The 20,628-nt window shown below is 68.8% G+C and carries 18 protein-coding genes; 10 read left to right on the top strand and 8 right to left on the bottom strand.

The genetic code is table 11. The features are described 5' to 3' along the window. Positions 1–10 precede the first annotated feature (10 nt). The 5 genes from IEV93_RS02585 to IEV93_RS02565 are packed head-to-tail and all read right to left on the bottom strand — an operon-like array spanning position 11 to position 8,339. Positions 11–1,237, bottom strand: a complete 1,227-nt coding sequence (locus tag IEV93_RS02585) for an aminotransferase-like domain-containing protein (protein WP_188486651.1) — start codon at positions 1,235–1,237, stop codon at positions 11–13. A gap of 34 nt (positions 1,238–1,271) precedes the next feature. After that, positions 1,272–2,465: a M24 family metallopeptidase gene (locus tag IEV93_RS02580; protein ID WP_188486649.1), complete on the bottom strand. Its 1,194-nt coding sequence runs from the start codon at positions 2,463–2,465 to the stop codon at positions 1,272–1,274. Positions 2,466–2,497: 32 nt separating this feature from the next. Continuing rightward, the gene (locus IEV93_RS02575) at positions 2,498–3,961 is read right to left on the bottom strand and encodes an NAD-dependent succinate-semialdehyde dehydrogenase (RefSeq protein WP_188486647.1); all 1,464 of its coding nucleotides are present in this window, start codon (positions 3,959–3,961) and stop codon (positions 2,498–2,500) included. Beyond that, a complete protein-coding gene (locus tag IEV93_RS02570) occupies positions 3,958–6,984 on the bottom strand; it encodes an FAD-binding and (Fe-S)-binding domain-containing protein (RefSeq protein ID WP_188486645.1) in 3,027 nt (1,008 codons plus the stop codon). The genes IEV93_RS02575 and IEV93_RS02570 overlap by 4 nt, the downstream gene beginning before the upstream one ends. Before the next feature lie 11 nt (positions 6,985–6,995). Further along, on the bottom strand, positions 6,996–8,339 hold the full coding sequence (locus IEV93_RS02565) for an aspartate aminotransferase family protein (protein WP_188486643.1): 1,344 nt from the start codon (positions 8,337–8,339) through the stop codon (positions 6,996–6,998). A 93-nt stretch (positions 8,340–8,432) separates the two neighbouring features. Between IEV93_RS02565 and IEV93_RS02560 the strand changes: the two genes are divergently transcribed. From IEV93_RS02560 to IEV93_RS02540, 5 genes are all read left to right on the top strand, one after another. After that, positions 8,433–9,407, top strand: coding sequence for a D-2-hydroxyacid dehydrogenase (locus IEV93_RS02560; RefSeq protein WP_229704841.1), 975 nt, complete (start codon positions 8,433–8,435; stop codon positions 9,405–9,407). Between the two features lie 130 nt (positions 9,408–9,537). Further along, complete coding sequence (locus tag IEV93_RS02555) at positions 9,538–10,065, top strand: hypothetical protein (RefSeq protein ID WP_188486640.1); 528 nt, start codon at positions 9,538–9,540, stop codon at positions 10,063–10,065. Between the two features lie 81 nt (positions 10,066–10,146). Continuing rightward, positions 10,147–11,088, top strand: coding sequence for a TtfA family protein (locus IEV93_RS02550; RefSeq protein WP_188486638.1), 942 nt, complete (start codon positions 10,147–10,149; stop codon positions 11,086–11,088). After that, on the top strand, positions 11,081–11,653 hold the full coding sequence (gene pyrE, locus IEV93_RS02545) for an orotate phosphoribosyltransferase (protein WP_188486636.1): 573 nt from the start codon (positions 11,081–11,083) through the stop codon (positions 11,651–11,653). The genes IEV93_RS02550 and pyrE overlap by 8 nt, the downstream gene beginning before the upstream one ends. Then, a complete protein-coding gene (locus tag IEV93_RS02540) occupies positions 11,634–12,308 on the top strand; it encodes a TrmH family RNA methyltransferase (protein WP_188486634.1) in 675 nt (224 codons plus the stop codon). Before pyrE ends, IEV93_RS02540 begins: the two co-directional genes overlap by 20 nt. 72 nt (positions 12,309–12,380) lie before the next feature. Here IEV93_RS02540 and IEV93_RS02535 read toward each other — a convergent pair whose 3' ends face one another. After that, entirely contained in the window at positions 12,381–13,379 is a 999-nt protein-coding gene (locus tag IEV93_RS02535; RefSeq protein WP_188486631.1) for a hypothetical protein, read from the bottom strand. A gap of 305 nt (positions 13,380–13,684) precedes the next feature. Continuing rightward, positions 13,685–14,392, bottom strand: coding sequence for a DedA family protein (locus tag IEV93_RS02530; RefSeq protein WP_229704840.1), 708 nt, complete (start codon positions 14,390–14,392; stop codon positions 13,685–13,687). 189 nt (positions 14,393–14,581) lie between these two features. On the opposite strand from IEV93_RS02530, the gene fbaA reads away from it, so the two are divergent. Beyond that, positions 14,582–15,619: a class II fructose-bisphosphate aldolase gene (gene fbaA / locus IEV93_RS02525; protein ID WP_188486627.1), complete on the top strand. Its 1,038-nt coding sequence runs from the start codon at positions 14,582–14,584 to the stop codon at positions 15,617–15,619. Between the two features lie 73 nt (positions 15,620–15,692). On the opposite strand, the gene IEV93_RS02520 is transcribed toward fbaA, so the two are convergent. Continuing rightward, positions 15,693–16,970, bottom strand: coding sequence for an Rv0361 family membrane protein (locus tag IEV93_RS02520; protein WP_188486626.1), 1,278 nt, complete (start codon positions 16,968–16,970; stop codon positions 15,693–15,695). 187 nt (positions 16,971–17,157) lie between these two features. Between IEV93_RS02520 and IEV93_RS02515 the strand changes: the two genes are divergently transcribed. The 4 genes from IEV93_RS02515 to IEV93_RS02500 all read left to right on the top strand — a co-directional run bounded on the left by IEV93_RS02515 (position 17,158) and on the right by IEV93_RS02500 (position 20,550). Continuing rightward, positions 17,158–17,574, top strand: a complete 417-nt coding sequence (locus tag IEV93_RS02515) for a DUF3151 domain-containing protein (RefSeq protein ID WP_188490312.1) — start codon at positions 17,158–17,160, stop codon at positions 17,572–17,574. A 46-nt stretch (positions 17,575–17,620) separates the two neighbouring features. Next, positions 17,621–18,733 (top strand): FUSC family protein, encoded by a 1,113-nt coding sequence (locus IEV93_RS02510; RefSeq protein WP_229705110.1) that lies wholly within the window; start codon positions 17,621–17,623, stop codon positions 18,731–18,733. Between the two features lie 142 nt (positions 18,734–18,875). After that, the gene (locus IEV93_RS02505) at positions 18,876–19,790 is read left to right on the top strand and encodes a cation diffusion facilitator family transporter (RefSeq protein WP_188486625.1); all 915 of its coding nucleotides are present in this window, start codon (positions 18,876–18,878) and stop codon (positions 19,788–19,790) included. A 130-nt stretch (positions 19,791–19,920) separates the two neighbouring features. Further along, complete coding sequence (locus tag IEV93_RS02500; protein ID WP_371873780.1) at positions 19,921–20,550, top strand: pyridoxamine 5'-phosphate oxidase family protein; 630 nt, start codon at positions 19,921–19,923, stop codon at positions 20,548–20,550. Positions 20,551–20,628: the final 78 nt, after the last annotated feature.

Here is a 20,628-nt window from a genome sequence, read left to right as displayed (position 1 = left end):
GTGGTCTCACTCACGCGATCATCTTCTCAAGGCTGCCCGTCAGCCGCTTGATGCCCTCCTCGATGCGCTCGGGGGTGCTGGAGGCGAAACAGAGACGCAGGGCGTTGCGGAACCGTCCACCGGGCGAGAGGGCAGGCCCGGGGATGAACGCGACACCGTCCGCGAGCGCGACCTCGAACAGCTCGCGGGTGTCGATCCCCTCGAACTCACCGGTGAGCGTCAGCCACAGGAAGAAGCCGCCCTCGGGGTTGGTCGTGGTGACGCGGTCGCCCATGTGCCGGGCGATCGAGTCGAGCATGGCGTCCTTGCGCTCGCGGTAGAGCACGCGGATCGAGGCGAGGTGGTCATCGAGTCCGCCGCGGGCGATGTACTCGGCGACGATGTGCTGGTTGGGCACATTGGTACACGTGTCCATGGCCTGTTTGCCGTTGATGAGCAGCTGGCGGATCGACGGATCGGCGTCGACCCAACCGACACGCCACCCCGGCGCCAGGATCTTGGAGAACGTCCGGACCGAGAACAGCAACGGATCCTGCGGGCTGAGCGTCTGGAAGGTGGGGATGTCGTTGCCGGAGAATCGCAGCAGACCGTACGGGTCGTCGTCGATGATGATCGACCCCCACCGATGAGCCAACTCCAGCAACGCTTTCCGGCGCTCCAGCGACATCGTCACGCCGGACGGGTTCTGGAACGTCGGGATCGTGTAGATCGCCTTGGGCGGTCGGTGATGATGTCCGACGAGGTCCTCGAGCTGGTCGACGAGCATGCCGTCTTCGTCCATCGGGACCTCGAGTAGCTGCGCGCCGTAGGAGAGTGCCGTCGCGCTGCCGTTGGTGTAGGTCGGTGACTCGACCACGACCAGGTCGCCGGGATCGATGAACAGTTTGCACGCGAGGTCGAGCCCCTGCATGCCGCCGGTGGTGATGACCAGACGGTCCTCGCTCGACGGATCGGGGGTGCCGGCAAGGTATTTGACCAGCAGCTCGAGCAGACGCGGCTCACCCTCGGTGGCGCCGTAGGTGAACGACGACGCGTCGAGGATGGTGCCTGCGATCTCGCGGAACTCCTCCGACGGCACGGCCTCGTCGGCGGGGGAGCCCATCGCGAAGCGCACGATGTCGTGGGTCTGTGCGGCGAGCAGCGAGGTCGACGAGTCGATCATCGACCCCACGAGATCCTTTGCGCGCCCGGCCAGGGGGAGGGTGGGGGCTTGATTGGCGATGATGCTCGCGGTCATGTGCTCACTCCATTCGGTTCTCGGTACGGGCGCGCTATTTGCGGATCAGCTCGCGCGGGAAGCTGGTGAACGTCTCGACTCCGGTGGCGCTGACGCGGACCGACTCGGACAACTCGAATCCGTAGCCGTCCATCCACATCCCACAGACGATGTGGAACGTCATGTTCTCCTCGAGGACGGTCTCGTCCTCGGTCCGGATGCTGATGGTGCGCTCACCCCAGTCCGGCGGGTAACCGATCCCGATGGAATAGCCCAGTCGCGAGGGCTTCTCGAGTCCGTACTTGGCCAGTGTCCAGTTCCAGGTCGACGCCAGTTCGCGCGTCGGGACGCCGGGCCGGATCGCGTCGAGCACGTTGTTGAGTCCCTCGGCGGTGGCGCCGGCGACGTAGTCGACGTCCTTGTTGGTCCGGCCCAGAGATACCGTCCGGGCGAGCGGACAGTGATACCGGTTGTGCGCTCCGGTCAGCTCGATGACGACCGCCTCGTCGTCGTTGAACGTGCCCTGATGCCATGTCAGGTGCGGGGTGTCGGCCGCGGCCCCGGTCGGCATCATCGGCACGATCGCCGGATAGTCGCCGCCGAAGTCGTCGGTCCCGGTGATCTGGGCCTGTGAGATCGCCGCCGCGGCATCGCATTGCCGCACGCCGACCTCGATGGTGTCGATGGCCGCGCGCATGGCCTGTGAGCAGACCATCCCCGCCTGCCGCATCAGCTGGATCTCGGCGTCGGACTTCACCGACCGCACCCAGTTGACCAACTCGAAGCTGTCCACCAGCTTCCACTCCGGGATCGCGTTGTACAGCGCGCGATAGGCCTTGGGGGTGAAGAAGTGGGAGTCCATCTCCAGACCGACCGACCCGGTCCGCGACGCGGGCGCGATCTGGTGACGTTGACGCAGCGCCCACGCCACCCAGTCGAACGGGTGCAGGTGCGGACGGTGGACGTAGCTCTCCGGGTAGCCGACGATCTGCTCGGCGGGCAACCACGTCGTGCGGTGTGCCCCATGGGCGTCCATCTCACGCGCGAAGAACACCATTTCGCCCTCGATGGGCACGAACAACATCTGCGGGGTGTAGAACGACCACGCGTTGTAGCCGATCAGATAGAAGATGTTCGCGGGGTCGGTCACGATGACCGCCGACAGTCCCTGCCGCTCCATCAAGACACGGACCTTGCCCAGACGCTCGGTGTACTCGGCGTCGGAGAACAGCTGATGTCCCAGGTACAACTCACACCTCTTTCTCGAGTGCGGACAACCGGTCAGGTACGCGGGATGGCGAGGTACTTCACCTCGAGGAACTCGTCGATGCCGATCCGACCGCCCTCGCGGCCGAGCCCGGACTCCTTGACCCCGCCGAACGGCGCGGCCGGGTTCGACACCAACCCGGTGTTGACCCCGACCATGCCGACCTCGAGGGCCGAGGAGAGCCGCAGGGCGCGGTCGATGTCCTGGGTGAACAGGTATCCCACGAGACCCCACTGGGTGTCGTTGGCCATCGCGATCATCTCGTCCTCGTCCTCGAAGGGGATGACCGGCGCGACGGGACCGAAGATCTCGGTCGACATCAGGTCCGACTCCGGACTGACGTCGGCGAGCACGGTGGGCGGGTAGAAGTGGCCGGGTGTGTCGGGGGCGATGCCGCCGCACATGATGGTCGCGCCGCGGCCGACGGCGTCGGCCACCAGATCGCGCACCTTGTCCAGCGCCTTCGACTCCACCAGCGGACCCACCTGCGTACCGTCCTGCGCGCCGTCACCGACCACGAGCGCACCCATCCGGGCACTGAGCTTCTCGCCGAACTGGTGCGCGACGGAACGATGCACGAACAGCCGGTTGGCGGCCGTGCACGCCTCGCCCATGTTGCGCATCTTCGCCACCATGGCGCCCTCGACGGCCTTGTCGATGTCGGCGTCGGCGCAGACGATGAACGGCGCGTTGCCACCGAGCTCCATCGACGTGCGCATCACGGTCCGAGATGCCTGTTCCAGCAACAGCTTGCCGACCTGTGTGGAACCGGTGAAGCTGATCTTGCGCGCGAGGCCGCTGTCCATCCAGGTGGTGACGACCGGACCGGGGTTGTTCGTGGTGACGATGTTGAGGACGCCATCGGGCAGTCCGGCCTCGGTGAGGATGTCGGCCAGCGCGAGTGCGGTGAGCGGGGTGAGCTCGGCCGGCTTGAACACCATCGTGCATCCCGCGGCCACGGCGGGTCCGATCTTGCGGGTCCCCATGGCGAGGGGGAAGTTCCAGGGGGTGATCAGGACGCACGGACCGACCGGCTCCTTGGTGACGAGGATGCGGTTCGCGCCGTCACCGGTGGTGGTGTGGTCGCCGTTGATGCGGACCGCCTCCTCGGCGAACCAGCGGAAGAACTCGGCACCGTAGGTGACCTCGCCCTTGGCCTCGGCCAGGGGCTTGCCCATCTCGGTGGTCATGATCAGGGCGAGATCGTCGGCACGCTCGAGGATGAGTCGGTGTGCGCGGTAGAGGATCTCGCTGCGTGAGCGGGGCGACGTCGCGGCCCAGGACTTCTGGGTCGCGGCGGCGGTCTCGATGGCGCGCTGCGCGTCGACCGCACCGCCGTCGGCGACGGTGGCGATCTGCTCGCCGGTGGCCGGGTTCTCCACGACGAACGTCGAACCGGACTCGGCCGACGACCATGCGCCCCCGATGAACAGTCCGGTGTTGAGCTTGCCGATCAGTTCGGCAGCACGGTTCGTCATGCGTGGTCTCCTCGTGGTCGCGCGGCGGGGTCGCCGCTGGGGTGCGGATCGAGCAACTGTGCCAGGTGGGTGCCGGTCACGGGGGCGATCCCGTCGTCGACGGCGACGAGCTGTTGGACGGCCATGGCGCAGCTGAAGCCGTCGGTCAGCACCGGCTCGTCGTCGACACGGGCGCGCAGGGCCGGTGCGAGGGCCTGCTCGCCGACGGCCATGCTGACCTCGTAGTGGCCGCGCTCGAAGCCGAAGTTGCCTGCGACACCGCAGCATCCGTCGGCGGTGGTCACCGTCGAGACACCGAGCCGGCGCAACACCGAGGCCTGGGTGGCCGGTCCGAACACGGCGTACTCGTGGCAATGGGTCTGCACGGTGACGGCCTCGGGCATGGTCGGTGGCTGCCACCCATCGTCGAGCATCTCACCGACGTGGGCGGCGAAACTGCGCACCCGCTTGGCCACCCGGCGCGCGGCGTCGGTGTGCACCAACTCGGGCATGTCCTTGTACAGCGCAGCGGCGCAACTCGGTTCCGGGACGACGATCGGGCGGTCGGTGCCGTCGTCGAGAGCCTCGGCGGTCTTGGTCAGCACCTTGCGCGCGTGGTCGAGTTGTCCGGTCGAGATCCAGGTGAGCGCGCAGCAGTTGTCCTTCTCGCAGCTCACTCCCTCGGCGGCGGAACCCAGCACGCGTGCGGCGGCGGCCCCGACCTCGGGTCGGAACGCCTTGGTGAACGAGTCGAGGAACAGCACGGTGCCGGCTGCCGGATCCCGGGTGAGGCCGCGCAGGTGACCCCGGACGTCCTTGCGTCGGGAGAACTGCGGCATGGCCCGACGTGCGTCCAGGCCGGCCAGACGCGCGGCCGCGCCGGACAGCTTCGTCGCGAGCACGGCGTTGATCATCGGCGCCATGGCGGTGGCCGGTCGTAGCCAGGCGGGCATCCACCCGAGGGCGTAGTGCGACATGGGCCGCATGCGCCGACGGTAGTGGTGGTGCAGGAACTCCGACCGGTAGGTGGCCATGTCGACGCCGGTGGGGCAGTCGGTGGAACACGCCTTGCAGGACAGGCACAGGTCCATCGCCTCGCGCACATCCTCCGAGCGCCAGCCCGACTCGACATCGGGGGCGTTGCGGATCATCTCCTGCAGGACCCGGGAACGTCCGCGGGTGGAGTCCTTCTCGTCCTTGGTCGCGCGGTAACTCGGGCACATGACCCCGCCGGAGTGCGAGCGACAGCGGCCGACCCCGATGCACGCCTGGGTGGCGTGCACGAACGGGTCGAGACCGTTCTTCGCCTGCGGGTGATCGGCGCCGGCGCTGTGACCGTGGTCGGCGCCGGGACCGGGGATGCCCAGATCGAAGGCGGTCGACCAGGTCCGGCTGGGGATGTCCGCCAACGCGAGGTTGTCGCCGATGGCGTCCGGCTCGACGATGCTGCCCGGGTTGAGGATCGCGGTGGGGTCCCAGATCCGTTTGAACGCGCCGAACAACCCCATCATCTGCGGCGAGTACATGATCGGCAGGAGCTCTGAGCGGGCCCGGCCGTCGCCGTGCTCCCCCGACAGCGAACCGCCGTGGGCCACCACGAGATGCGCCGCGTCCCGACAGAACGCGAGCATGGTCGCGCGCCCGGCCTCGCTGCGCTGGTCGAACGTGATCCGGACGTGCATGCAGCCGGCGCCGAAGTGTCCGTACATGACACCCGTCAAACCGTGCTGGTCGAGGAGTTCGGTGAACCCCTCGAGGTATTCGGGGAGGTTCTCCGGCGCGACGGCCGAGTCCTCCCAGCCGGGCCACGACTCGTATCCGCTGCCGGCGTCGGGATCGTCGAGATCGACCAGGCGCGAGGACAATCCGGCGCCGTCCTCGCGGACGCGCCACAGCATGGAGCGTTGCGTGGGGTCGGTGACGGTGCGTGCGTCGACGAGTCGTCCCTCGGCGCGCAGCTTCTCGAGCAGGTCGGAGATCGCAGCGGGCACGTCGTCCGCGCTGAACTCGTCGAGTTCCACGTAGATCCAGGCGTGTCCGTCCGGCAGTCCCTCGACCGAGGAGCGGCCGCGGCGGGCACGCATGGTGGCGACGATCCGTTCGTCGATGCCCTCGATGGCCGACGGGGAGAAGCTGAGCATGACCGGGACGTCGCGCGCGGCCTCGACGACGTCGCGGTAGCCCAGGCACAGCAGCTGCGGGTGCTGGGCCACCGGCACGAGGCCGACCACCGCGGACACGACCAGCGCGCAGGTGCCCTCGCTGCCGACGAGTGCCCGGGCGACGTCGAAACCGCGCTCGGGCAACAGATGGGCGAGGTGATACCCGGACACCTGTCGGGGGATCCGCTCGAGTTCGGTGCGCAGCGGGGCGAGGTTGGCGCTCACGAGATCACCGAGCGCGGAGGCGATCTCCTCGGCCCGTCGGATCGCGGCGGGGTCGGCGGGGTCGGTGGCGCGCAACCCGGTTCGGGTCGCGGTGACGCGGACTCCGTCGGCGGTCACCAGGTTGATCTCGACGACGTGGTCGGTGGTGCGGCCGTAGCGGACCGAATGGTTGCCGCACGCGTCGTTGCCGATGGCGCCGCCGAGCGTCGCGCGGGACTGGCTCGACGGGTCGGGCGCGAACGTCAACGCCCCGTCGGTGTCGGTGCGCACGGCCTTCTGTAGCTCGGTCAACACGACGCCGGCCTGGGCCAGCGCCGTGCGGTGCTCGGCGTCGACGGTCACGACGCGGGTCATGTGGCGGGACAGGTCGATGACCACCCCCTCGCCGATGGCGTTGCCGCCCATACCCGTTCCGCCACCACGCGCGATGATCGGGATGTCCGCGGAGTGACAGTGCGCCACGGCCGCGGCCACCTCGGCATCGTCGTGCGGGAAGACCACGCACAGCGGCGTCAGCCGGTAGTTCGACGCGTCGTAGGAGTACTCGGCGCGGCGACGGGAGGAGTCGTCGGCATCGAGGCCCAGTGCCCTCAGATCCGACCCGACCCCCGACCGGTCGCCGACGGAGGTCCGGTCGCCGGTGGGTGCATTCGACATCGTCGGTGGGGTCAGCCCAGCACGGAGGACAGCGCGGCGTCGAAACGCGCCAGCCCCGTGGTCATCTCGTCCTCGGTGACGACGAGCGCGGGGATCAACCGGATCACGTTGCCCAGCGGTCCGCAGGTCAGGGTGAGCAGTCCCTCACCGATACACGCCTGCTGGACCTTGGCCGCCGACGCGGCGTCGGCCACCGGGCTGGACGAGGTCGCGGTGGGATCGATGAACTCGATGCCGGCCATCAGCCCGAGGCCGCGGACGTCGCCGATCTGCGGGAACTTCGCCGCGATCTTCCGCAGGCCGGCCAGCATCTGCTCGCCACGCACACGGGCGTTCTCGACGAGGTTCTCCTCGTGGATGACCGCCAGCGTCGCGACGCCCGCGGCGGCTGCGACCGCGTTGCCGCCGTACGTGCCGCCCTGCGAACCGGGCCACGCCTTGGCCATCAGCTCGGTGGGCGCGGCGATCGCCGAGATGGGGAACCCGGAGGCGAGACCCTTGGCGGTGATGATGATGTCGGGGACCAGGCCGACGGTGTGCTGGTGGCTCCAGAACTTGCCGGTGCGGCCGAACCCGGCCTGCACCTCGTCGGCGATCAGGATGATCCCGTGCCTGTCGGCGCGCTCGCGCAGGCCGGCGAGGAACGCCGGGGGAGCGGGCAGGTAGCCGCCGTCACCGAGAACCGGCTCGATGAGCATCGCGGCGGTGTCGTTGGGGGCCACCCGCGAGGCGAACAGGTAGTCGAGCTCGCGCAGGGCGAACTCCACCGCGGTGTCCTCGTCGAACCCGTAGCGGTAGGCGTAGGGGAACGGCGCCATGTGCACGCCGCTCATCAGCGGGGAGAAGCCGGCCGAGAAGCGGGTGCCCGCGGTGGTCAGGCTGGCCGCGGCCACCGTCCGGCCGTGGAAGCCACCCTGGAACACCACGATGTTGGGTCGGCCGGTGGCCATGCGGGCCAGGCGGATCGACGCCTCGACGGCCTCGGAGCCGGAGTTGGCGTAGAAGATCGAGTCGAGCCCCGTGGGCAGCACCTCACCGAGCTTCTCGGTCAGTTCGAGCAGCGGCTGGTGCATCACCGTCGTGTACTGCGCGTGGATGATCTTCCCGCACTGCTCCTGGGCGGCCGCGACCACGCGGGGATGGCAGTGACCGGTGCTGGTGACGCCGATGCCGGTGGTGAAGTCGAGGTACGACTTCCCGTCGGTGCCGTGGATCCACGAGCCCGTGGCGTGATCGACCACGACGGGGGTCGCCTGCTTGAGCCCGGGACTCAGGGTGGCGCGGTTCCCGGTCGGGGCCGGGGTGGTCCCACCGGTCGCAGAGGTGTTCACATCCGAGGTCAGCGTCGAGGTCATGGGTACACCGTGACGGTGGATGGTCTGATTGTCAACAATTGGACTATCGGGCCGGATCGGCGGTTTCCCGACGCCGTTGCCTACCGTGAACGCGTGACTTCCGAACCCACGCCGCGCCTGACCGTCCTCACCCGCGATGACCTCGATCCGCCACACAACCTGGCCGAGATCGAGAAGCTGGCGCAGGTCCGACTGGTGACCGCCGACGAACTCGCCGACGCGCTCCCGGGCACCGAGGTGCTGATGTTCTGGGACTACTTCTCGGCATCGTTGCGCGACCATTTCGACCGCGCCGACGCGTTGGCTTGGATCCACGTCTGCGCCGCCGGGGTCGACGCCATCATGTTCGACGGCCTGCGCGAGTCCGACGTGACCGTCACCAACGCCCGCGGCGTGTTCGACGGCCCCATCGCCGAGTTCGTCCTCGGATCGATACTCGCCTGGGACAAGCGCCTGCACGAGTCGCGTGCGTTCCAGAACGACAAGCAGTGGGAGTGGCGCGAGACGCGCCGCACCACCGGCTCGAGCGCACTCGTGGTCGGGACCGGGGGCATCGGGCGCGCCGTCGCCCGTCTGCTGCGCGCGGCCGGCCTCGAGGTCACCGGCGCGGGTCGCACCGCGCGTTCCGGTGATCCCGACTTCGGCGACGTCTTCGCCACCGACGACCTCGTCGACCACGTCGGGGCCTTCGACAACGTGGTCATGATCGCGCCGCTGACCGAGCAGACGTCGGGTCTCGTGGACGCGCAGGTGCTGCGGGCGATGAAGACGACGGCCCACCTGATCAACGTCGGACGTGGGCAGCTCGTGGCCGAGGACGATCTGATCGCCGCGTTGCGGGCGGGGACGATCGCCGCCGCGTCGCTCGACGTGGTCGAGACCGAGCCGCTGCCGGAGTCCAGTCCGCTGTGGGAGATGCCGCAGGTGGCCATCTCGCCGCACATGAGCGGCGATGTCGTCGGGTGGCGGGACGAGCTGGCCGACAGGTTCCTGGACCGTCTGCGCGGCTACGTCGCGGGCGAGGAGTTCGAGAACCAGGTCGACAAGTCCCGCGGATACGTCCACTAGAGCCCGACGAGACACCGTTCTCAGGCCGGGTGGTGTCACATTCACAGTCCGTTCTCAGGCTGCGCTCTTAACCTCGGGATCACGTTCGGGGCATCGAGCGGTCGAGAACACGGAGGAGGTCGGTGCAGCCATGAACCGACCACGGTTCCGCAGGGCCGGGCGCGACGGCATGCGATCGGGCACCGCGACCACTCTGCTGTGTATGGCCGGCCTCGTCGTCGCAGGTCTGGGGCTCGCTTACTGCGTGCACCTCGGCGCCGAGCGCGGCGACGACAACGACGGGGAATCCACGTCGGCGGCCGCGCTGAAGTACATCGCCCCCAGTTCCTCGCCCACCGGGATGCCCCACACCGTGGGCGCGGCCCCCGCACCGTCGACGGTCTCGCCGAACGGCGGCCTGGCGGTGACGCGGTCGAAGATGCTGCTGGGCACGGTCGACTCGCTCACCTCATCCGAACTCGGCATCCACATGAGCGACGGCCGACGGCACTCCATCACCGTCACGTCCGACACCCACTTCGAGTCGGCCCACAGTTCGTCCTCGCCCACGGTGCGCATCGGGGACATCGTGGTGGTGCATGTGCTCATCAAGGGCGACGAGATGGTCGCCGACCTCGTGGTGGACGGACGCGTGACGGCGTCGAGTCCGGGTAACTGACTCCGGCGACGACCGGTAACCAGCGATGATCACCATGGGCTACCGGGCCGTCGCGCCCCCGAGTGGATAGGGTGTTCCGTGATGACCGCCGTCTACTTCGTGATCGCCGCGCTGGCACTGATCGGTGCGGCCCTTCTGTTGTGGCTCGACCGCCGCCGAACCGCGGTGGTGCGCCGCGAACGAGCGGTGTGGGGTGACGGCCACGGGTTCCGCTACGCCGCCTCCGAGCGCGACGACGCCTCCGGCCTGCGCGACATGCGCTCCGAGCTGCACCGCGCCACCATGGACCTCGCCGACCACGTCGAGATCTCCGACCTGACCTATGGCCGCTACTACGGCGAGGAAGCGGTCGCGTTCGATCTGACCGACGTCGCGACCGTGGTCGCGATCCGCCGCTCCAGCGCGTCGAGTGTCGTCATCGACGTCCGCCAGGAGAAGGTGCTCGCACCCGCCGAGGAGGACGTCGAGCTGCTCGGGGCCATGGGCCGTCGTGTCATGTTCTCCACCCACCTCGACATCGCTCGCCGTGTCTGCGACCGCCGCATGGTCGCGCTGGCGAGCAACGCACCCGACTACATCGAGGTGCTGTGGAACGAGGGCAACTGGTCGGTGGCGTCGATGCCGCTGACCAACGACCCGGTCCGCCTCGACACCGCACTCGAGACCGTTCGCCGTTTCACCGACCTGCTCCGTGTCCTGCCGCCGGTGCTCGATCCGTCGCGTCCGCCGGATCCGCGTGATCCGTCGTCACCCACCGGCCGTGGCCGTCGGGGGCTCGATGAGCCCAAGACCGAGGCGATCTCGCGCGATCAACTGCGTCCGCAGTCGGGTGACGCGGCGGCGTCGGCGCGGCCCTCGGGCCCGCCGTCGGGTCCGTCGCAATCGGCACGGCAGTCCGGTCCGCATCAGCAGCAGCAACCGTCGGGTTCCGGACCGAAGCCCGCGGCGTCGGACACCGGCCGCCGGATGCAGCCCATGCCGGTGCGACGCAGGACCGAACGTCCCACGCGCCTTGATGATTGAGTACGCGAACACCGCAGCCGAGGAGATCGATCGCGTGAGCAGGGAACGACTGGCCGAACTCGTGGCCGAACTCGCCGTCGTGCACGGCAGGGTCACACTCTCGTCCGGCAAGGAAGCCGACTACTACGTCGATCTGCGCAGGGCCACACTGCATCACGAGGCGTCCGCCCTCATCGGCTCGTTGATGCGCGAGCTCACCGCCGACTGGGACTACGCCGCCGTCGGGGGCCTCACCCTCGGCGCCGACCCGGTCGCGACGTCGATCATGCACGCGTCCGGCCGTGACATCGACGCGTTCGTCGTCCGTAAGGCGGCGAAAGCCCATGGCATGCAACGCCAGATCGAGGGACCCGACATCGTCGGCAAGCGGGTGTTGATCGTCGAGGACACCACGACCACCGGCAACTCGCCGTTGAAGGCCGTCCGGGCGGCTCGCGAGATCGGCGCCGAGGTGGTCGGTGTCGCAACGGTTGTCGATCGCGCGACCGGCGCCGACGAGGTCATCGCCGCCGAGGGCGTCGAATACCGATCATTGCTGGGACTGAATGACATCGGACTCGCCTGAGCCCGGTCCGACCGAGTGGGTGAGCGCCGCTGATCCCGTCGGCCTCGGGCCATGGGTCGTCGAACACGGCCCACCGCTTCCCGACGACGTCCACTACGACCCGGAACTGCTGGCCGACGGCGACCGTCGCAACGTGGTCGACCGCTACCGGTACTGGTCTCGCGAGGCCATCGTCGCCGACCTCGACACCCGGCGCCACCCGTTCCACGTCGCCATCGAGAACTTCGCCCACGACGCCAACATCGGGACCGTGGTCCGGACCGCCAATGCGTTCGGCGCCGCCGCGGTGCACATCGTCGGACGCCGACGCTGGAATCGCCGGGGCGCCATGGTCACCGACCGCTATCAGCACGTCGAGCACCACGCCGACGTCGACACCCTGGTGTCCTGGGCGCACGGTGCCGGTCTGTCGGTGGTGGCCGTGGACAACACCCCCGGCGCGACGCGCCTCGAGACCGCCGAGCTACCCCGTGGCTGCGTCCTGCTGTTCGGTCAGGAGGGGCCGGGCGTCAGCGAGGACGCGCGCGAGCGAGCGGATCTGACGGTGTCGATCGCGCAGTTCGGGTCGACCCGCAGCATCAACGCCGGAGTCGCGGCCGGCATCGCCATGCACACCTGGATCCGTCGGCACGCCGACCTCGACACCGCCTGGTAGCCCACCCGAAATGTGCCCTTTCGGCGACGCCGACCTGGGCTTTCGCCCGCCGAAACCACACATTATCGGGGGTCAGGGGTCGATCTGCGGGACACCGGTGACGTGGACACCCGGGTGCAGGCGCTGCTGGAGATCGGCGAGTGCGGCGTCGTCGAGGACGAGGCCGTAGAGGTCCACCGCCCAGTCGTGCTCGGGCGTCGACCATGTCTGCGCGTCGTCCTGCCACTCTTCCTCCCACGGCAACGACGACCGTCGACGGCGGGCGAGGAGTCCGGAGACCGGTCCCCATCCGAGACGCGCGATGAAGGCCCCGTTGTCGTCGTGCGCGTCGAGGTTGACCAGGTCCAGATCGACCCGCACCGACACCGCGAGGTCGAGTTCGGTGACGTGGCTACGAAACCAGTTGAGCTGTCGGCGTTTTCGCTCCGCATGGCTCGGTGCCGCGGGTGACCGGACGTCGGGTACCTCCCACGGCTCGGGTGTGTGGATGTCGCCGGTCCATGCGAAGGTGGTCGCGTCGATCGGGATGCCTGCGGTGAACTCGATGAAGCCCACCGCGATCCCGAAGCCGTCGTTGCGCTCCTCGAGCACCATTCCGGTCCGCTGGTCGACGACCATCTGCATCGGATGCGGCTTGTGCGCGGGGGGCGCCAGTTCGAACGACCAGCAGGCGCGACCGAGGAACTCGACCTCCTCGATCGCCCCGACGGGCTGGGCGAAGTCGGTGCCGATCCACCGCGATGCGGGGCGGGAGGTGAGCAGTTCGTTCCCCGGCCCGTGGTACCCGAGCTCCTGCGCCGACCCCAGCAGTGGCAGATCCTGTCCGAACGCCCACCGCCACGCGTGTTCGCCATCGGTTCTCGCCAGCGGTGCCCCGTCGACGGTGTCGACCCGGACGTTGGGGCCGTCGCGCCACACGAGCAGGTCGTCGACACCGTCGACGTAGACCGGCGGGATGTCGCCGCCGTAACTCAGGTACGGCTCCACCGGACCGGTGCGCCGGATCGTTCCCTGGATCGGCACCGACGGTGCGTCGACCATCGTGATGAGGACCTCGACCCACGCGACCATGGGCCTACCGTGCCACAGGGGCGTACGTGTGGATCCGCCACCAACGTGCGAACCCGCGTGCTGCAGGTGGCGGGTTCGCCAGTTCAAGGTGGGTTCATGAGTTGAGAAGGCGCGTGAAGACGCGCTGCGCAGGATGGGGATCATGGTCATCCGTTGGACGTGGGACGACCTCGAACACGGGAGGGTGGTTCCAATGGTGCGCGACTGGCTGTGGCGACTGCACCTCGTCGCGGCATGAACCCGCCCGGAACTGACAAACCCGCCTCGTGCACGAGGCGGGTTTGTCAGTTGAGAGCGGGTTCCAGCTACGGAGCGTCGATCTCGACCGGCGGCGGGGGACCGGCGGCCTTGCGGCGCTTGTAGTACTCCCAGAGGATGGGGACGATCGACACCAGCACGATGAGGATGAAGATCGGCTCGATGAGCTTCTGGACGATCTCGAACTGTCCCAGCCAGTACCCCAGCAGCGTGATGCCACAGCCCCAGACGATCGCGCCGAGCACGTTGTAGGCGGTGAACAGGGCCGCGTTCATGCGGGCCGCACCGGCGACGATCGGGGCCAGGGTGCGCACGATGGGCACGAAACGCGCCAGGAAGATGGTGATCGGTCCGCGCTTCTCGAAGAACGCGTGCGCCTCGTCGATGTAGCGCTTCTTGAGGAAGCGGTTGCCCTCGGCGAACATCGCGGTACCGGCGTAACGGCCGATCCAGTAACCGATCTGCCCGCCGATGATGGCCGCGATCGGGATGAACAGCAGCAGCTGCCACAGCGACGCGAACTTGCTGACCTCGGCAGATTCGCCTGCCGCGACCAGACCGGCGACGAACAGGAGCGAGTCACCCGGGAGTACGGGGAACAGCACACCCGACTCGACCAGGATCACCACCAGCAGGCCCACCAGGGCCCAGGTCCCGAAGTATCCGAGCAGCGTGATCGGGTCCAGGAAGCCCGGGAGCAACGCGAGGTTGGTGGTCGTGTGGCTCGCGGCTTCGGCCAGGGCGGTGGAATTCACGGGACCGACAATAGCGGGTCGGTCCTGAGGAAACTCTGTGTGTGGGGTGGTCGTCGGCACCGGAGCGGGACGTAGGCGGTTGTGAGTTGCCATACTGTTCGCGAGCGTCTGCGCCCACGGCCCACCATCGGCCGGGCGGTGGACTGACTCGCGCACTGATTCAGACCTACCCGGTTGGAGGACAACCCGATGCCCATCGCCACCCCCGAGCAGTACGCCAAGATGCTCGACAGCGCCAAGAAGGGCGGCTACGCGTTCCCCGCGATCAACTGCACTTCGTCCGAGTCGATCAACGCGGCCCTCAAGGGCTTCGCCGACGCCGGCAGTGACGGCATCATCCAGTTCTCCACCGGTGGCGCGGAGTTCGGTTCGGGCCTCGGTGTGAAGGACATGGTGACCGGCGCGGTCGCGCTCGCCGAGTTCGCGCACGTGGTCGCGGAGCGCTACGACGTCACCGTCGCACTGCACACCGACCACTGCCCCAAGGACAAGCTCGACACCTACGTCCGTCCGCTGATCGCCATCTCGCAGGAGCGCGTCGACAACGGTCAGAACCCGCTGTTCCAGTCGCACATGTGGGACGGCAGCGCGGTCCCGCTCGACGAGAACCTCGAGATCGCCAAGGATCTGCTGGCCAAGGCGGCGTCGGCCAAGATCATCCTGGAGATCGAGATCGGCGTCGTCGGTGGCGAGGAGGACGGGGTCGAGAACGAGATCAACGACAAGTTGTTCACCACCGCCGACGACTTCGAGAAGACCGTCGACGCGCTCGGCGCCGGCGATGCGGGCAGCCGCTACCTGCTGGCCGCGACGTTCGGCAACGTCCACGGCGTCTACAAGCCGGGCAACGTCAAGCTCAAGCCCGAGGTGCTCAAGCTCGGTCAGGAGGTCGCCGAGAAGAAGCTCGGAGAATCCGCGGGCGAGAAGCCCTTCGACTTCGTCTTCCACGGCGGATCGGGTTCGCTGAAGAGCGAGATCGACGAGGCGCTGGGCTACGGCGTCATCAAGATGAACGTCGACACCGACACCCAGTACGCCTTCACCCGCCCGTTGGCCGGCCACATGCTCGCCAACTACGACGGCGTCCTCAAGATCGACGGCGACGTGGGCAACAAGAAGGTCTACGACCCGCGCAGCTACCTCAAGAAGGCCGAAGCCGGGATGACCGAGCGCGTCGTCGAGGCCTGCAACGACCTCAAGTCGGCCGGGAAGTCCATCAGCGCCTGACCTCCCGCCCGGACGAACACGGCCCCCGATCGCATGCTGCGGTCGGGGGCCGTGTCGTCGGCGGTGTCGGTGCTCAGCCTGCCGTGCAGACCTTCCAGGCGTCGCCGTCCTTGCGGAGGCGCAGGGCGACGTCGGTGGTCTTCTCCGGGGTGCTCGTGTTGAACGCGGTCACCTCGACGACGGCGTCGGACCCGTCGACGACGCGCGCCGCCTTGACCCCGCGGACGCCGACCAGTTCGTTGTTGGCCTTCTGCGTCTCGAACTGCTGACGGAACGCCGCGTCGTCGACAGTGTCGTAGAACTGCTTGCGTTCGCCGCAGGTGATCGAGCGCAGGGTGCTCAGGTCCCCGTTGCTCAACGCCGTCGTGTAGGTGGTCGCGGCGTCGGCGGCCTGGTCGGCATCGGGTTTGGTGGGCTCACCGCGGGTGGCGACCACGGCGATGACGACGGCGGCGATGGCCACCACGATGACCACGATCGACGCAACCCACAGGACGACCTTGCGTGATCGTCCTCCCGGTGTCGCCGACGACGTGGCCGTCGCCGGCGGGATGTACTGCGGGGCAGCGGTGTCGGAGCGCCAGCCGGCGTCGCCGGCAGCTGCCTGCGCTCCGGGCGCGGGCGCGGCGGACGTCTTCTCCAGCGACGGCGCGGGTGAGTCCTCGATCGGCTCGGGCTCCGGCTTCGCGACCACCTCGGGCTCGGGATCGGCGGCGACCTCGGGTTCGGGCTCGTGCTCGGCGGCGACCTCGGTTTCGGCGGCGGGCTCGGCGGTCGGGACCTCATCGTCGGCGGGTTCGTCGACGGGAATCTCTGCGTCGGCCAGTTCAGCCGCGGCGAGTTCGGCCTCGGTCGGTTCGACGTCGACGGACGTCGTCGCCTGCTCATCGACGACCTCATCGCCGGTCTCGGCGGACGGGATCTCGTTCTCGGCGTTCTCCGGGTCGTCGTCGAGGTCGACCGCCGGGGTCACCGCGACGGGTTCGTTTGACGCCTCGGGTTCGGGCTCGGAGGACTCGGTCTCCGCCTCGGGCTCCGACGGCTCATCATCGATCGCCTCGATCCCCTCGGTCGGTTCCGGAGGACTCTCTGCCTCTGAATCGTCCGACGAGTCGTCGTCGTCCGATGCCTCGGCGGAGTCCTCGTGGTCGGTGACCCCGGGGATGTCGGCCGCTGCGGACGGTGTGACGTCCGACGCGTCCTCAGTGGTCGCTCTCGGAGAGGGGGCGACGGACTGGTCGGCGGACGGTGACGGCTCGACGGTCGGCGGGGTGCTCGGTCGGCGCAGACGTCGGATGGCCGAGAGCGCTTTCCCAACCGCTGAGCTGCCCGTGTCGTCCGGATGCGACATCCGTGTCCTCACCTTCGTCGTGTGGTTCGGGGCCTCCGGCCATCGCCGCGCCGCTCCCGTCGACCCCGCGAAGAGCGGAGCATCGGCCCGCAGTCGCTCACCCTATCGAACGTCCGGTGGGCCGTCGCACCATCTGTTCGTGCTGCCGGTGGCGCCGCGTGGACCCGGCGGTGTGCACAATAGGACGGTGACGTCCTTCGGAGATCTTCTCGGTCCACAGCCCACCCTGCTCACCGGTGACGACGACGCCGAATCGGATCTGCTCAACGGAACCGACGCGAAGACCGTCGCCGCCGCGCACCCCACCGCGTCGATCGCGTGGGCGTATCTGGCCGAGGCGGCCTTCGATTCCGGCGAGGTCATCACCGCCTACGCCTACGCCCGCACCGGGTACCACCGCGGCCTCGACCAGTTGCGTCGCCACGGATGGAAGGGCTTCGGAGCCGTCCCGTGGAGCCACGAGCCCAACCGCGGTTTCCTGCGATGCGTCGCCGTACTCGCCCGTGCGGCGCAGTCCATAGGCGAGAACGACGAATACCACCGGTGCCTCGATCTCCTGAACGACAGTGACGAGACCGCCGCGGCGGAACTCGGCCTCGCCTAGAGGTCCGAGTACCCGCGGCGCGTCCGACGACGCGCCGCGCCACGCACTGCAGGCGTTCCTGGCGTCCCTGCGCCGACGACACAACCAGCTCCCACCCGCCGTCCGTACGCGCACCCGCCGCGTGTGGCTGTCGTTGCTGCCCATCGCACAGTGTTCGCTCGCCGCCGGCGCCGCCTGGGCCATCGCGACGCATCTGTTCGGCCACCCCACCCCGTTCTTCGCGCCCATCGCCGCCGTCATCTCCCTCGGACTGTCGCTGGGCCAACGCTGGCGCCGCGCGGTCGAGATGGTCGGCGGTGTCACCGTCGGCATCGGCGTCGGCGACCTCCTGGTCCGATGGATCGGCTCGGGCTGGTGGCAGATCAGCGTCGTGGTCGCGCTCGCGATGATCGTCGCGGTCTCGCTCGATCGCGGACCGCTCGTGCCGATCCAGGCCGCGAGCTCGGCAGTCTTGGTCGCCACGCTCCTGCCGCCCGGCGGGGCGGCCGGGTTCAATCGCATGATCGACGCCCTCATCGGCGGCGTCATCGGGGTGATCATCGTGGCGCTCATCCCCACCCATCCGGTGTTGCGGGCACGACGTGACGCCGCCGCCGTCCTCGCCACGATGGGACTCGTCGTCGACGGCGTCGTCGAGGGGCTGCGGACGTCCGACGCCGATGTCATCTCCCGTGCCCTGAGCCGCGCTCGTGGGACACAGGGTGCGATCGACACCATGCGCGCGGACATGAGTGGCGGCAAGGAGATCAGCCACATATCGCCGCTGTACTGGAACTCGCGGCACCGGTTGTCGCGACTCGCGGCCACCGCCGACCCCATCGACAACGCGGTCCGCAACATCCGGGTGATGGCCCGCCGGGCGCTGTCGGGGATCCAGCACGGCGAGGCGATGCACTCCGACGTCATCGACGTGGTGGCCGAGCTGGTCGCGGCGCTGGAGATCCTCCGGGGGATGCTGCTCGCGGATCCGGGCGACTCGCCGGACGGGGCCGATGCCGCACGCGTGCTGCGCAGCATCGCGCGCAAGGCGAAGCCCGAGCTCGTGGCCGGAAGCGGGCTGTCGGAGACGGTGATCCTCGGTCAGGTGCGGTCGATCATCGTCGACCTGCTGATGGTGGCCGGTCTCAAGCGCGAATCCGCGATCGCCACGCTGCGCTGACCGCCGAGCGGGCCCAAACAACCCGCCGAGCGGGCCCAAACAACCCGCCGAACGTGCCGAAACGACGTGTCGAGCGTGCGGTGGGCGACAGTTCCCCCGTACCCGTTGTCTTATATGCGCAAATCCGCATATATTGGCGGGCATGGGTCACGGACACAGCCACTCCCACGCGCCGTCGGCGGATTCGGTCGGTGACCGTCGCCTCTGGCCGATGGTCGTGGGCATGGGGATCATCGGCACGTTCTTCGTGGTCGAGGTCATCGCCGGCGTCATGGCCGATTCACTGGCGTTGCTCGCCGACGCCGGGCACATGCTCACCGACGTCGTCGCGATGGCGATGGGACTGATCGCGTTGCTGCTGGCGCGTCACGGCGGTTCCGAGGGGGCCAAGACCTTCGGCTGGCACCGCGCCGAGGTGTTCACCGCCGTCGCGAACGCGGTGTTGCTCATCGGCGTAGCGGTGTTCGTCCTCTACGAGGCCGTCGAGCGTCTGGGTACCGATCCGCAGGTCCCCGGTCTGACCCTGATCGTCGTCGCGCTCGTCGGGCTCGCCGCCAACCTGGTGGTGATGCTGTTGCTGCGCGGCGATTCCGAGAAGAGCATCGCCGTGCGCGGTGCGTACATGGAGGTCCTCGCCGACGCGGTCGGCAGCGTGGGCGTCCTCATCGCCGGCATCATCGCGCTGACCACCGGCTGGGGCTACGCCGACATCGTCGTCGCCGTGCTGATCGCGCTGTGGGTCGCCCCGCGGGCCATCCGTCTGGCGCTCGACGCCCTGCGCATCCTGTCGCAGCGGGCGCCCGCACATGTCGACGTCGCCGCCGTGCGCGCCGAACTCGAAGCGCTGCCCCAGGTGCACGACGTCCACGACCTGCACGTCTGGACGCTGACCACCGGTATGGACGTGGCCACCGTGCATCTCGGGAGCGACCAGCCCAACGCCGAGGTCCTGACCGCGGCCCGTGCGGTGCTCGAACGCCACGGCCTCGACCATGCGACCGTCCAGGTCGACCCCATCGAGATCCAACGGGCCTGTCACCGCGACCTCACCTGGTGATCCCGCCGACTGGGCGGCTGCGGACGTCGACTGGGCGCTTACGGACGGGGACTGGGCGCCTGCGGACATCGGCCGGGCCGGACGGGTCCGCCGAAAACTGACTGGCGCGGTCCGAGAACGGTCGGAGAGGATGGGCGGCATGACCGCCGACGCGCTGAACCGACTGCACCGCAAACCTGACCGCGGCGGCGACCGGGCGCTGCTGGACGAGATCCTCGACGAGGTGAAGGTCGGCACGTTGTCGACGGTCGTCGACGGGTTGCCGTGGTCGGTGCCGATGCTCTTCGCCCGTGACGGCGACCGCATCCTGATCCATGGTTCGACCGGCGCGGGTGCGCTCCGGCATGTGGCGACCGGTGCGCCGGTCACCCTCACCGCGTTCGTGCTCGACGGTCTCGTCGTCGCCGACACCCTCTTCGACCACTCCGCCAACTATCGTTCCGCCGTCGTCCGGGGAACGCTGGACGAGGTCGACGTCGATCCGTCCCATGCGCTGGACGTGTTGTCGGACAAGCTGATACCGGGTCGAGTCGACGAGGTGCGTGCACACACCGGCAAGGAGATCGCCGCCACCGTGGTCCTCGCGTTGGCGATCCGGGACGGTCAGTGGATCACCAAGGCCCGCAGCGGGCCGCCCGGCGAACCGTCGGAACCCGTGTGGACCGGAGTCGTGCCGACCCGGATCGTGTACGGCGAGCCCGTCGGGGCCACGGATGGCGAGATCCCTGCGTCGGTGCGCGGCCTCACGACCCGCGACTGACCCCCTCGTGGGCGGGTGACGCCCGATGATGTCGTTACCGTCACTCAGATTTACATTTCGTATGCAATCGGTTTCTAC

Origin of the sequence: Williamsia phyllosphaerae (assembly GCF_014635305.1) — a bacterium.
In the GTDB taxonomy this organism is placed as follows: domain Bacteria; phylum Actinomycetota; class Actinomycetes; order Mycobacteriales; family Mycobacteriaceae; genus Williamsia_A; species Williamsia_A phyllosphaerae.
The sequence above is the reverse complement of the archived record's forward strand: the minus strand, read 5'-3'. Positions and strand labels throughout refer to the sequence as shown.

Bases quoted from the DNA above. Each gene is read 5' to 3' on its own strand.
- IEV93_RS02585 (WP_188486651.1), bottom strand. From the start codon at position 1,237: ATGACCGCGAGCATCATCGCCAATCAAGCCCCCACCCTCCCCCTGGCC.
- IEV93_RS02575 (WP_188486647.1), bottom strand. From the start codon at position 3,961: ATGACGAACCGTGCTGCCGAACTGATCGGCAAGCTCAACACCGGACTG.
- IEV93_RS02570 (WP_188486645.1), bottom strand. From the start codon at position 6,984: ATGTCGAATGCACCCACCGGCGACCGGACCTCCGTCGGCGACCGGTCG.
- IEV93_RS02565 (WP_188486643.1), bottom strand. From the start codon at position 8,339: ATGACCTCGACGCTGACCTCGGATGTGAACACCTCTGCGACCGGTGGG.
- IEV93_RS02555 (WP_188486640.1), top strand. From the start codon at position 9,538: ATGAACCGACCACGGTTCCGCAGGGCCGGGCGCGACGGCATGCGATCG.
- IEV93_RS02550 (WP_188486638.1), top strand. From the start codon at position 10,147: ATGACCGCCGTCTACTTCGTGATCGCCGCGCTGGCACTGATCGGTGCG.
- pyrE (WP_188486636.1), top strand. From the start codon at position 11,081: ATGATTGAGTACGCGAACACCGCAGCCGAGGAGATCGATCGCGTGAGC.
- IEV93_RS02540 (WP_188486634.1), top strand. From the start codon at position 11,634: ATGACATCGGACTCGCCTGAGCCCGGTCCGACCGAGTGGGTGAGCGCC.
- IEV93_RS02535 (WP_188486631.1), bottom strand. From the start codon at position 13,379: ATGGTCGCGTGGGTCGAGGTCCTCATCACGATGGTCGACGCACCGTCG.
- fbaA (WP_188486627.1), top strand. From the start codon at position 14,582: ATGCCCATCGCCACCCCCGAGCAGTACGCCAAGATGCTCGACAGCGCC.
- IEV93_RS02520 (WP_188486626.1), bottom strand. From the start codon at position 16,970: ATGTCGCATCCGGACGACACGGGCAGCTCAGCGGTTGGGAAAGCGCTC.
- IEV93_RS02505 (WP_188486625.1), top strand. From the start codon at position 18,876: ATGGGTCACGGACACAGCCACTCCCACGCGCCGTCGGCGGATTCGGTC.
- IEV93_RS02500 (WP_371873780.1), top strand. From the start codon at position 19,921: ATGGGCGGCATGACCGCCGACGCGCTGAACCGACTGCACCGCAAACCT.